The organism is Corynebacterium diphtheriae (assembly GCF_001457455.1).
GTDB classification, from domain to species: Bacteria; Actinomycetota; Actinomycetes; order Mycobacteriales; family Mycobacteriaceae; genus Corynebacterium; species Corynebacterium diphtheriae.
Window position 1 is genome coordinate 444792 of record NZ_LN831026.1, and the last position, 12381, is coordinate 457172.

Annotated in this window: 10 protein-coding genes; 5 read left to right on the forward strand and 5 right to left on the reverse strand. The window is 52.7% G+C overall.

All coding sequences use genetic code 11. The features are described from left to right. The first annotated feature begins 17 nt into the window (after positions 1 to 17). Positions 18 to 818: a formate/nitrite transporter family protein gene (locus AT687_RS02255; protein WP_014318684.1), complete on the forward strand. Its 801-nt coding sequence runs from the start codon at positions 18 to 20 to the stop codon at positions 816 to 818. Here the strand turns inward: AT687_RS02255 and AT687_RS02260 are convergent, their stop codons facing one another. Genes AT687_RS02260 through AT687_RS02270 form a run of 3 tightly spaced genes read right to left on the reverse strand, consistent with a single transcriptional unit; the run spans position 819 to position 4995 of the window. Beyond that, positions 819 to 1553, reverse strand: coding sequence for a formate dehydrogenase accessory sulfurtransferase FdhD (locus AT687_RS02260; protein ID WP_014318685.1), 735 nt, complete (start codon positions 1551 to 1553; stop codon positions 819 to 821). After that, positions 1541 to 3250 carry a glycoside hydrolase family 13 protein gene (locus AT687_RS02265; protein WP_014318686.1) on the reverse strand — a complete coding sequence of 570 codons (1710 nt, stop codon included), beginning with the start codon at positions 3248 to 3250 and terminating at the stop codon, positions 1541 to 1543. The genes AT687_RS02260 and AT687_RS02265 overlap by 13 nt, the downstream gene beginning before the upstream one ends. 2 nt (positions 3251 to 3252) lie before the next feature. Further along, positions 3253 to 4995 (reverse strand): alpha-amylase family glycosyl hydrolase, encoded by a 1743-nt coding sequence (locus AT687_RS02270; protein WP_014318687.1) that lies wholly within the window; start codon positions 4993 to 4995, stop codon positions 3253 to 3255. A 280-nt stretch (positions 4996 to 5275) separates the two neighbouring features. Between AT687_RS02270 and AT687_RS02275 the strand changes: the two genes are divergently transcribed. The 4 genes from AT687_RS02275 (at position 5276) to AT687_RS02290 (ending at position 9716) form a co-directional block, all read left to right on the forward strand. Then, positions 5276 to 6511, forward strand: a complete 1236-nt coding sequence (locus AT687_RS02275) for an extracellular solute-binding protein (protein WP_014302943.1) — start codon at positions 5276 to 5278, stop codon at positions 6509 to 6511. Between the two features lie 117 nt (positions 6512 to 6628). After that, the gene (locus AT687_RS02280; protein ID WP_014302944.1) at positions 6629 to 8032 is read left to right on the forward strand and encodes a carbohydrate ABC transporter permease; all 1404 of its coding nucleotides are present in this window, start codon (positions 6629 to 6631) and stop codon (positions 8030 to 8032) included. After that, a complete protein-coding gene (locus tag AT687_RS02285) occupies positions 8032 to 8910 on the forward strand; it encodes a sugar ABC transporter permease (RefSeq protein ID WP_004566839.1) in 879 nt (292 codons plus the stop codon). Before AT687_RS02280 ends, AT687_RS02285 begins: the two co-directional genes overlap by 1 nt. An 83-nt stretch (positions 8911 to 8993) precedes the next feature. Continuing rightward, complete coding sequence (locus AT687_RS02290; RefSeq protein WP_014318688.1) at positions 8994 to 9716, forward strand: hypothetical protein; 723 nt, start codon at positions 8994 to 8996, stop codon at positions 9714 to 9716. Here AT687_RS02290 and AT687_RS02295 read toward each other — a convergent pair. Together AT687_RS02295 and AT687_RS02300 are read right to left on the reverse strand one after the other, a co-directional pair. After that, positions 9713 to 10966 (reverse strand): DUF4032 domain-containing protein, encoded by a 1254-nt coding sequence (locus AT687_RS02295; RefSeq protein WP_014318689.1) that lies wholly within the window; start codon positions 10964 to 10966, stop codon positions 9713 to 9715. The two genes, AT687_RS02290 and AT687_RS02295, sit on opposite strands and share 4 nt — an antisense overlap. 114 nt (positions 10967 to 11080) lie before the next feature. Then, complete coding sequence (locus tag AT687_RS02300; protein ID WP_014318690.1) at positions 11081 to 12217, reverse strand: ABC transporter ATP-binding protein; 1137 nt, start codon at positions 12215 to 12217, stop codon at positions 11081 to 11083. Between the last annotated feature and the right edge of the window lie 164 nt (positions 12218 to 12381).

Below are 12381 nucleotides of genomic sequence, written 5' to 3' on the forward strand. Positions count from 1 at the left end.
GAGAGGTAAACACCCTAGTGGCAACGCACAATCCGACCCTAAACGACAAAATCTTTGGGTCCGTGGCTAAAAAAGAAGCCCTGCTGAAAACAAATTTCCTCCGATACTTCACCCGCTGCATCCTCGCCGGTGTTTATCTGACCCTCGGAACCGCATTCTCCGCACAGGTTGGCCAAAAAGTAGAAAACCTAGCCCCAGGACTCGGCTCGGTCACCTTCGCAATGTTCTTCTTCGTAGGACTCGCCACCATCGTGATCCTCAACGCAGAACTCGTGACCAGCAACATGATGTACATGTCCTATGGCGTAGTCGGTAAAAAGATCCCATGGCACAAAGCAGCCCTCATGCTCATCGTCTGCGTCATCGGCAACTTAGTCGGTGCCGTAATCATCGGCTACCTGCTCGGACAATCGACAGCCTACAGCGGATTGACCCCAGAATCATTCGTCTCTGTCACGCTCGACCACAAATTAGAAAAGCACTCCATGGGACTCTTCGTAGAAGCAATGCTGGCCAATTTCGTGGTCAACATGGCCATCGTGGGCTGCGCGCTGATTAAAGACATCGCCGGAAAACTTATCTGGCTGATGTTCGTCATCGGCATGTTTGTAGGCCTTGGCCTCGAACACGTAGTAGCCAACTTTAGCCTCGTCACCCTCGTAGGCTTTGGTTCAGAAGCACATAGTGAATACTTCACCGCCGGCTACATCCTGCACAACTGGGGCATCGACTTCTTCGGCAACCTCGTTGGCGGCGGACTATGCATCGGCGGCGTATATGCATGGCTGAATCGCGGCAGCGAAAACTACCGCGATTAATTACATATCTACAGCTCCTGCGTAGAGCTTGAAGGTAGCATCGCCCAGTGCTCCAATGAGCGTGATGCCCGCACGGTGGGCGTCGGCAATCGCGGAAGTAACCGCAGGCGCCGACGAAACCACAGTGCTACAACCACACAGCCGAGCAATCTCAACCACGGTGGCGTCGATAAGCCCTGTGGTGGCAAAAATGACGGCGTTATCATGACCTTCGGACATCATCGCCACACCCAGAACTTTCCAGCCTGCTTGATGAGCCGTGAGACACTCCCGAACAACAATCTCGGCACCATCAGAGCCGAAAATTCCAGCAGCATGCGTTGCCGCTGTTTTGCGCCTAAGGTCAGCCTGCTTAAGCAACCTACGATATGCCGACTGGATCTGCTCCGGCGTGCACCTAAGCGTTGATGTTTGTACAGGTTCTGGGGAATCCTCGACAGGGATGATGTCAATATCCATCCGGTTATAAGGATTTACCCCCGCTACCGATCCCGCACAATAACATGCTTGAGAAACCTGCTGTGCTGAAACAATCACCCCTTGTTGCCGCAGCATGCCGTGGATAAGTTCCACATCGTGCCCGCGGACGCGATCAACGGTGGTGTACGGGGTGGCGTCGATAAGCACGCTCAGCTGCTCATCGTTTAACACAGTGCGCTGGCGTGTGCCATGCTGCCACTGATCGTCTTCGCAAAAGAATGAATCAACAGCGGTCAGCGAAGTTATACGTGCCATGAGTCTCCTTCACGCAGCAGCCAAGCAGCACTATTAGCTGCAACAACATCGTGGCATTCCTCTGTAGACAACGCGATGTGCCAGCTTTCGGGGACTGCGACATCCTGGTCAAAAGCGACGATCAGCATCACGTCACAACGTCCATCATCAGAATTGATGTACGCCAAACAATCCTGCTTCAACCACACAGGAGACAGCCGACCTCGGCCAAAGTTCAAGGACTTTCGGACCTGCAGCATGCGCCTAAAAAGCATAAGATCGGAATGAGGATCCGACTCTTGAGACGACACTGCCCGATTCTCCCAGCCCTCTGGCTGCGGCAACCAAGTTTGTCCAGTGGGGGAAAACCCAAGGCCTGGGCGTTGCGACGTCCACGGCAGGGGGATGCGGCAGCCATCACGGCCGGCTTCGCGGTGCTCGGTGCGGAAATACGTGGGATCCTGGCGCAGGGCGTCGTCAAGCGTGGTGTGCTCTGGCAGATTAAGTTCCTCGCCCTGATAGATGTACACCGAACCTGGCAACGAATACATCAGCATATGCGCAGCGCGGGCGCGACGCGCACCGAGGTCAGCGTCGGGTTGCTCGTCGGTAGCGCGGATACCGTTAGGGCGCGCACCTGGGGTACTAAGTCCCAAGCGTGACGACGCGCGAACAACGTCATGGTTCGACATCACCCAGGTCGCCGGCGACCCCGTAGGAGCAAGAGCCTCCAAGGACGTATGAATAACACGCCCAAGATCCTCGGAACACCATGGACAGATGAGGAAATCAAAATTAAACGCTTGGTTCATCTCATCCGGCTGAACATAATGAGCAATATCAGTTGTCGCATCAACCCAAGCCTCAGCAACCAAGGCGCGATTACCTGGGTATTCATCCAGAACCGTGCGCCAATGGCGGTAGATCTGATGGACTTCTTCACGGTTCCACATCGGTGGTGGCGGAACGTCCTCGGGGCTGTCGTGCCCACCTTCAACCATTGTCCAGTGGAACTGCCAGTCGGGCAGCTTTGGGTCCTTGGCAAGGCCATGGGCTACATCAACGCGGAAACCATCGACTCCGCGATCAAGCCAAAAACGAAGAATGCTATCAAAAAACTCGACCACATCGTTGTTCGACCAATTAAGATCCGGCTGTGAAGAGTCAAATAAGTGCAGGTACCACGAGGTATCGTGCTCCCACGGGGAACCGGGGGCGTCGTCACGCGCACATACCTGAGTCCATGCGCTCCCGCCGAAAATAGACAACCAATCGTTAGGAGGCTCGCAGCCTTGCGGCCCCTTGCCCTCGCGGAACCAATAATGATTGCGCTCCGGAGAACTAGGCCCCGCTTGTAATGCTTCACGAAACCACACGTGCTGATCGGAAGTGTGATTAGGAACGAGATCGAAAATCACCCGCAGGCCACGGTCATGAGCCTCAGAAATAAGCTCCTCCGCATCGGCGTTGGAACCGAACAGCGGATCAACGCTGAAATAATCAGCAACATCATAACCGCCATCACGCTGCGGAGAAGTGTAAAACGGTGATAACCAGATGGCGTCTACGCCAAGGTCGCGAACATAATCCAACCGAGAGGTGATTCCCCGAAGCGTTCCCATAGGTCCACCCGACGAAGCGAAGGACTTGGGGTAAATTTGGTAAATGGCAGCGTCACGCCACCAAGCATGGGGGTCTCTAGTATCCATAGACAACATTGTTACACGGACAAGATGACACCAGAAGTAGGACCCAACTCAACCACGCTGTGATCTGAGAGATCGGGATATGTCACATCACCACAACGGAAAAGCTCATGTGCTTGGGGCTGCTGAAGCTCGACGCGTATCGGCTTATTACCTGCATTGAGGGCAATAAGCACATTGTCGCCACCATGATGAGTACGGCGATACACCATAACCTTGGGGTGCTTCTTTAGGAGAGAAAGATCAAACTCTAGATCAGCAAAGCCATCTAAAGCTGGCAGCTGAGAACGCAACTGAATGAGCTTTTGTACGTGATGGAACAACGAATCCGCACGCTCACGCTGCTGCGCCACATTCTGGGATGTATCAGTCATGGGGAGGTACAGGGGAGCGTCGCCAAGCGAAAAACCGCCGTTAGGCAACTGGGAATCCCAGCACATGGGGGTGCGCGACCCCGTGCGCGCATAGCCGCCCTCCTTCGTAGGGATCTCCGCATAGGGAAGCCCAATTTCATCCCCGTAATAAATGAAAGGAAGGCCAGGCATAGTGAGCTGGAACAAGAAGAACAACGCGCGTTCTTGTTCATTTAGGCGTGGTGCAAGACGCGGGCAGTCATGGTTACCGCTGATAAAACTAAACAGCCCTGCCTCATGGGTGTGCTCCCATTGCGGCAAATACATATCGAGAAACTCTTGGGCACCCGTAGCGGAATCAGAGTTAAAGAAACTTGCATCATTGCGCCGCTCCAGTGGCGTATCCGTGTTACGTGCCAAAAGGTTGTAACCATTGCCGCGCCAATCGAGGTAAAAGTCAGCGTCAAAGCCCGCCTCAAACGCTTGAGTAGGCGTGCCCCACTCCGAGACAAAGATGGCATTAGGAAACTCGGCGCGAACTTGGCTCAACATAGACTGCCAAATACCAATCGTGGCCCGCTTTGAGGTGCCGTCGTTTTTCACAAGCGAATCCGCCATATCCACGCGGAAACCATCGGCACCCTGCGATAACCAGTACTTCATAATCTCAACCATCGCGTCTTGGTTTGCCCGCGGGCCAGGGGCATCTATTGGCTGGTGCCATGGCTGGGTTAATTCTGCGAAACCATAATTGAGTGCAGGTTGAGATTTGAAGAAATTAATAATGTACGCACCGTTGCGGGGGTGTTCGCCGCCAATAAAAGCTAGCCCCTCACCACCCTCAAATGCGTGCGAAGTCCAAATATAGCGGTCATCAAAATCTGTGTATTCACTAGCAGCACTTTGTTGAAACCAGGGGTGTTGTTCGCTGGTGTGGCCAGGAACCAGATCCAAGATAATGGCAATTCCGCGGGAATGCGCTTGGTGGAAAAGCTCCACCAAATCCTCATGGGTGCCGTACCGAGAAGCCACCTTTGTGTAGTCGCGCACATCGTAGCCGCCGTCTTTAAAAGGTGAATCAAAGCACGCGTTGAGCCAGATTCCGGTGATGCCAAGGTCGCTGAGATAGTCGAGTCGCGAGATGATTCCACGGAAATCTCCGATGCCGTCTTTATTGGAATCGGCAAAGCTAGGAGGGTAAATCTGATAGAACGTTCCCGAGCTTAGCGTGGTGCGAGTTGGAAGGCTTTTCGACGTCATGCTCTCTATCGTACTGAGCTCACGCGAGGTGTTTTTCGGTGTGAGGTATGAGGTTATTACCAGTGGGGTAGTGGGGGTAGTGGTGTGGGGATAAAAATATCTGCGAATTGGTTCATTTCTAGCTAAGGCTCTGTTAATATCCATCGGAAGTAGGGGATGCGGCTGCACTATATCGTTGCAGTTCGGGTGCACTCGTTGCGCTAAAAGTGCGATTTTCAGGTAGTAAAATGAAATTCCAGTGCAGTGTGTGACTTAGGTAACTCTATAAAAATTTGTCGGTCTTAGTCACACAATATTAAGCTTACAGCTTGAATGGTGATTACCACCTAGCTTGAAACGTATCCGTGCTGGTCAACGGATTGGGCTAGGGGCTTTTGGCTAAACCATAAGTCTTTTTTCTAACTGTAAAGGCGGTGTCGTGGATATGGTCCACACCAAGAAAATTCTCAGCGTAGTTGCTGCATCTACCCTGGTCCTCGCAGGCTGTTCCAGCGAGTCCGACTCCAGCAATAAAGCTTCCGGTTCTGGCGCCTCCAACGAGGCAACTTTGACCGTTTGGGGTCCTCAGGAAGATCAGGATGGCGCTGACGGATGGCTCCAGTCAGTTCAGAAGGAATTCGAAAAGGCTCATCCTGATTACAAGATCACCTGGAAGAATTCGGTTGTTTCTGCAGCAGATGCAGGCAAGACGGTGAACCAAGATCCAAGTGCCGCAGCTGATGTATACGTATATGCCAATGACCAGCTAGGTTCGTTGCTCGATTCTGGTGCGGTTGGTGAGTTGTCAGATGATGGTATGAAGCAGCTCAAGGAACAAGCTGAAGACACGATGGCCGCTACTGTGACCGGCCAAGACGGTAAGGCATACGGTCTACCGATTGAGCCAAACACTTGGTTCATGTACTACAACAAGTCTAAGCTCAGCGCTGACGACGTCAAGTCTTTCGACACCATGCTGGAGAAAGCAAAGGTCTCTTTCCCAATCTCTAACTCTTGGTACTTCCCAGCTTTCTATGCTGGTGCAGGAGCGAAGTTCTTCGGTGATGACGGACTTAAAGCAGACGCAGGCATCGATTTGGGTGCGAAGGCTGGCGATGTAACCAAGTACCTCGCAAACGTTGTTCGTAATCCTAATTTTGTTAATGATGCTGATGGTTCCGGTATTGGCGGTATGAAGAACGGCTCTGTTGATGTTGTGTTCTCTGGTTCATGGGATGCAAACAACGTCAAAGAAGCTCTCGGCGATAACTATGCTGTGGCATCTTTGCCTACCTTCAAACTTGATGGCAAAGATGTTCAGATGAAGGCTTTCTCTGGTTCTAAAGCAATTGGCTACAACCCCAACACTAAGAACCCAAAGATCGCTTCTGAGTTCGCAGCATTCTTGGCTTCTTCTCAGTCTCAGAAATCCCATTTTGAAAAGAACGGCGTTATCCCAGCAGATAAAACTCTCTCTACAGATGCAACTATTACCGCTGATCCAGTAGCTGGTGCACTGTTCGAGACAGTAGCAAAAGCTTCTATCCTGCAGCCAACTATCAAGAAGATGTCTGATTTCTGGGAGCCAGCAGAAAACTTTGGTAAAGGACTTGCCAATCGAGAGGTTGCACCTGAAAATGCTGCCCAAAAGACGGAAACTTGGGCGTCCACTCTGAAGTAGTAACTCTGGTTTTTCCAGAAACGTATGACGCTTTGTCATACGAGCCATCTAGATCGTGAGCCCAGTCCTAGTGCTGGGCTCACGGCATATACAGCCACAGGAAGGAAGTGCGGGCTCATGAAAGCTGCGAGCCAACACGGTGGTTTAAAACTGAAAACAAAAAAGACTCAGAAACGCGAAGATGCTCCTAGCCCTTATTCAATGTCGAAGGCGTGGAATAGTGGCGACGGTATTACCAAAGCTTCGTTACTGGTTTTTGGTTTAGGCAACCTACTGCGCAAGCAGTTCGCTAAAGGCATTGCGTTTCTTCTCATTGAGATCGCTGCTGTTGTTTTCTTTGCAACCAAGGGCGTAAAAGCTCTGAAAGAACTTCCCGGTTTAGGTACCGGTGAATCAGAACGGGTCAAAGTTGACGGCTTCTGGGTCTACCAGAAGAGTGAGCCTTCGGTCGTTTTGCTCCTCGATGGTGTCGCCGTTGTTTTCCTGCTCATCGTTGTCCTTTGGCTTGCCACGCTCGCTATGCGTAGCGCGTACAAAGCCCAGACTTTTGTCGAACAACGCGGTAAAGCTCGTAGTCTAAAAGAAGATTTGTATGCTCTCACCGATGAAGACGCGCCTATCTTATTAATGACACTTCCTACCGCTGGAATTATCATCTTCACGATATTGCCGCTTATCTTTATGATCAGCATGGCATTTACAAGTTATGACTCTGGGCATGTTCAAAAATTTGACTGGGTAGGTTTAGAAAACTTTGCCAAAGTTTTTGCTAATGATGGTGGTGAAGTAAACCTTAAGTTGTTCACGAGTGTGCTGGTGTGGACGCTGACGTGGGCATTCTTCGCCACCTTTTTGAACTACTTCATCGGTATGTTCTTGGCTATGCTCATCGAGCGTAAAACCACTTATGGCAAGGCGTTCTGGCGTGCAATTTTCTCGCTCTCTGTTGCTGTTCCGCAGTTCGTTACTCTGCTGGTTCTTCGTTCTATGTTGCAGCCAGAGGGCATTATCAACCGCATGCTGCTCGATGCTGGTTTGATTGATCATGGTTTGCCATTCTTTACCGACGCAACATGGGCCCGTGTCACCGTTATCGTGATCAACCTGTGGATCGGTATTCCGTACACCATCATGCAGGTCACCGGTATTTTGCAGAACATCCCAGGCGAGCTCTATGAGGCAGCGCGTCTCGACGGCGCAACATGGTGGCAGACCTACCGAAACGTGACTCTGCCGTACATGTTCTTCGTGATGACCCCATACCTCATCACAACGTTCACTGCGAACGTGAACAACTTCAACGTGATCTACCTTCTCTCGCGTGGCGACCCATCACCGATCGGTGCTTCCGCAGGTAAGACAGACCTTTTGATTACATGGCTGTACAAGCTCACTGTCGACCGCGGTGACTACAACGTCGGTGCAGTGATCGGTATCCTCACCTTCATTGTCTTGTCTGTCGTCGCCTTGATCACGTACCGCCGAAGCGGTTCGTACCGTAACGAGGAAGGATTCCAGTGATGAGCACTCATAAAGTTGCAATCAAAGGTAGCCAACGACGCATCCGTCGTCTGACAGACATTGCTGTTCACCTTTTCCTCTCCATCCTCGCAATCCTGTGGGTAATCCCGATCATCTGGGTGGTAGCCGAGAGCTTTAACAAAAACAGCGCTCCCTACACCTCGACGTTCTTCCCCGAGGAATACGGCTTTGATAACTACATCAAACTCTTTACTGATCACTCGGTGCTGAACTTCCCCAAGATGTTCATGAACACCTTGATCATTGCGTGCTTTACCTGTGTTATCAGTGTGGTCTTTGTTCTGTTCGTCTCGTACTCCTTGAGCCGTCTGCGCTTCCGCTTCCGCAAGGTGTACATGAACATCGCCCTCGTCTTGGGAATGTTCCCAGGCATCATGGCCGTTGTTGCAATTTACTTCATCTTGAAGGCTGTGGGTCTTACCCAAGGTTGGACCACCAACCTTGCTCTGATCATCGTGTACTCGGCTGGTGCCGGCATGGGCTTCTATGTGATGAAGGGCTTCATGGATACCATCCCGATCTCCCTCGACGAAGCAGCGCTTCTCGACGGCTGCACGAGGTGGCAGGTCTTTACCAAGATCATCCTTCCGATCTCCAAGCCAATGATCGTGTATCAATCCATCGTGGCTTTCCTGACCCCATGGCTCGACTTCGTTCTTGCTAAGGCCATCGCCCGCACTCAGGAGAACTACACCGTTTCCCTTGGTTTGTGGAAGATGCTAGAGAAGGAATACATCTACGACTGGTTTGCTCGATTCGCTGCGGGTGCTGTCTGCGTTTCCATTCCGATTACAATTCTGTTTATCGTGATGCAGCGGTACTACCAAGAATCCATGGCAGGCTCTGTCAAGGGATAAAAACTAGCTTCATCAACGCCGTACTTGGCTTCTACCTAGAAGTCCTCGGGTACGGCGTTGTTGTGTGAAAAAGGCGTGATTAGGTGGAAACGAAACGTAAAGGCTTAAGCCTGACAGCGCTTGCAGCCATAGCATTGGTGCTGCTGGCATTAGGAATGCTGGGCAATGTTATTGTGCAACCCACACATGATGGCTATCTGGATGCCAGTTTGGGGAAGCTCACAGTGGGCATGCTCTTAGAAACCGTATCGTGGGCTGCAGCACCTATTGTTTGTTGGCTCCTAGTCGTACTTATCAAACGCGGGGTGCCTTTTATCGGAGTAGGTATTCTCGTCATCGCTGTCGTAAGCGAGGTGCCCCATGACGTACTAACGCACCAAACATTGTGGACGGCTGAGTCTCAAAACCCTGCGTGGGCGTTGCTCATATCGTGGATTGTTATACAGGCTTTCCAACGGTTGCCGCAGTCCCGGCTTCGGATTCTGCTGGCGGTTGCAGTTGTTATTGCAGCCTTGATCTGGATTTTTGGTTTTAGCCTTGGAACACGGTTAGGTGTTATTCCGTTAGGTTTTGGATACTTAGCTTTTACATTGGTGTTTTATGCGTTGTGGGGTTCGGAAAACCGTATGATGTTTAGCGCTGGTGGCGTGGGAGCAGCCATGTTTATCACGCCTGCGCTGGGCGTGGTGGTGTTGCACTATCGACGTTCCCTTACCGAAACGCTTGATCCGCTACCGCAGCTGGGGCTTGCGGTGGCTTATCCAGTACTTTTGGCGGTAGCGGCGGCGCTCAGTGCTGTTATTTAGCTGACGTTGTTGTCTAACACGTGTTTTTCATCGGGGCGGTTGGGCAAGATTGTCTGAATATAGGCTTGCGTGGCCTCGTGGAGGGGGACTTCGTGGCCGCATTCCTCTGAGAGATACCACCGGTGTTCCACAATCTCATGAAATAGCTGTGCCGGTTGCAGGCGTGACGCGAATTCTGCGGGGATGGAGGCAAGCGTGGGCTCAAAAACATTGGTGAGCCACTCGTGTGCCACCTGGTTGAGCGGAATGTGCTCTTTGTGATTAACCGCGCGATATGTCTCAATCGCGTTGATAATTCTGCGGGCTTGGCGTTCTTGAACATCCAGCCCGGTCATCCGCATGAGGGCGCGGTGATGGTGGCCTGCGTCAACAACGCGGGGACGCATCTGCAGCATTTCGGTGCCTTCTACTTGGGCGGGCTTGAGCTTTAATTCGCTGACATCAAATCCGAGGTCGTTGAGACGCTCAATGCGTTGTTGTACTCGCCAAGCTTCGGAGGCATTGATGGTTTGTTCACCGGTGAGTTCTTCCCATAACAGCTCGTATTTTTCGGCGATGCGGTTTCCTACTTCGATGGCGTCGACATCGCTGGGGAGAAGTCCGCCTGCTTGTAGATCCATAAGTTCGCCGATGATGTTGACGCGGGCGATTTCTACGTCGTAAAGCCGGCGTTGTTCGCTCAGCTGTGGCTGTAAATCGCCGGTTTCTGCGTCGACGAGGTAGCCGGAAAAAGCGTCGGCGTCACGACGGAACAAAGTGTTGGACAGGCTGACATCACCCCAGAAGAAGTTGAGGAGGTGTAAGCGTACGAGCAGCAGGGCGATGGAGTCGATCATGCGGGTGGCTGTTTCGGGGCGCATGGAGCGAGACACACTCGTTTGAGAAAACACAGCGCGATAGGGGAGCGAAAAGCTCAAATGCTCTGTGACTAGTGCGGGGGTGAGTGGCTGACCGGTGGCGTCGACACGCCCTGTGATTACGGCAAGTGGTTGAACGGAGGGGGCTCCGAGTCGATTGAGGTCGCGCAGCATTTTGTACTCGTGGTAGGCGGCTTTTTGCCCGATTTCTTTAATGGCAAAAACGTGGCCATCAACGTTGACAAAGCGCACGGTATGGCGAGAGATACCGCGTGGCAGGCTGGCGAGTACGTCATCAGGCCAGTCTTCAAGCGGAACGCTCCAAGGCAGTTGCAGTAAAGCTGGGGCGATAGTTCCGTTGGTGATCTGCATCGACGGTTGCGGAGTAAACACCAAAACCTCCAAGGATGGTATGGGGAAATAAGGAAAGAGGCGGTGTCCAGACACCCTAGCAGTCTGGGCTAGGGCAGTGCTGAGACACCGCCTATGAATGCGGGGAGTGAGCTACTACTCAGGCAGGCGATCGCCGGTTGCCTTGGAGAAGTTGTGCTGTGCGCCCTCACGGATGCGGACGTGAACAACCGAACCAATAGGTGGAGCAGCGTGAGGTGCGGTACGGATGATGATCTGGTCGGTGGAGACATCATCTGGGTTAGCGTCCGTGCCGGAGCCGAGTTCGCCGCCACCAACGAGCTTGCCGTACATGAAGGCATCGGAACCGAGCTCTTCGACAAGGTGGAGTTTTACCGGAATGGTGTTCGGGGTTCCTTCTGGGACGATCTCGAGCGCCTCTGGGCGGAAGCCAATCACGATCTGGCCGTTGTCGGCTGGGGTGATGGCGTCGAGGGTTGCGTCGCTCAGTGGTACGCGGGCATTGCCGAGCACTGCGTGGTTGCCTTCGACGGTGAAGGTGCCCAAGTTCATGGCGGGGGAGCCAATGAAGCCAGCGACGAACTCATTTGCTGGCCGATCGTAGAGCTCGCGTGGGGTGCCCACTTGCTGGAGCTTGCCAAAGTTGAGAACGGCGATGCGGTCGCCCATGGTCAGTGCTTCCGTCTGGTCGTGGGTGACGTACAAGGTGGTCACGCCGAGCTTGCGCTGCAGCGCTGCAATCTGTGTACGGGTTTGAACACGAAGCTTTGCGTCCAAGTTAGATAGTGGCTCATCCATGAGGAAGACCTCTGGTTTACGCACGATAGCGCGGCCCATGGCAACACGCTGGCGTTGACCACCGGACAGTGCCTTTGGCTTGCGATCAAGGAACGCGGTGAGATCCAAGGTGCGTGCGGCCTCTTCGACACGACGATCGATCTCTTCCTTGGGGCGCTTATCAATCTTGAGTGCAAAGCCCATGTTCTCGCGCACTGTCATGTGGGGGTACAGGGCGTAGTTCTGAAACACCATAGCGATGTCGCGGTCGCGTGGTGGCATGTCGGTAACGTCGCGCTCCCCAATCAAAATGCGACCGTCGTTGACCTCTTCTAGGCCAGCGAGCATGCGCAGGGTGGTGGACTTACCGCAGCCGGAAGGTCCGACGAGAACCAAAAATTCGCCGTCTGCTATGTCAAGGGTGAATTTGTCTACCGATGGGGTAGTAGCGCCTGGGTAGATGCGCGTTGCGGCATCAAAGGTTACTGAAGCCATGAGTGGCAACTCCATTCTTTATCGGCAGGTACGTGCCGAACGATCCGAGTAGAAGAAATAAAGTGCGCGCTACGAGAACCGCGGCTTGGAAAAGAGCCGTTGTTCTGGGTACTTGCGTCAGTGACATAGTACGCGATAAAACGTGAGATTTTACGGAACTAACC

Coding starts and splice junctions, on each gene's coding strand:
- AT687_RS02260 (WP_014318685.1), bottom strand. CDS start 1,553: ATGGCACGTATAACTTCGCTGACCGCTGTTGATTCATTCTTTTGCGAA.
- AT687_RS02265 (WP_014318686.1), bottom strand. CDS start 3,250: ATGTTGTCTATGGATACTAGAGACCCCCATGCTTGGTGGCGTGACGCT.
- AT687_RS02270 (WP_014318687.1), bottom strand. CDS start 4,995: ATGGATATTAACAGAGCCTTAGCTAGAAATGAACCAATTCGCAGATAT.
- AT687_RS02275 (WP_014302943.1), top strand. CDS start 5,276: ATGGTCCACACCAAGAAAATTCTCAGCGTAGTTGCTGCATCTACCCTG.
- AT687_RS02280 (WP_014302944.1), top strand. CDS start 6,629: ATGAAAGCTGCGAGCCAACACGGTGGTTTAAAACTGAAAACAAAAAAG.
- AT687_RS02285 (WP_004566839.1), top strand. CDS start 8,032: ATGAGCACTCATAAAGTTGCAATCAAAGGTAGCCAACGACGCATCCGT.
- AT687_RS02300 (WP_014318690.1), bottom strand. CDS start 12,217: ATGGCTTCAGTAACCTTTGATGCCGCAACGCGCATCTACCCAGGCGCT.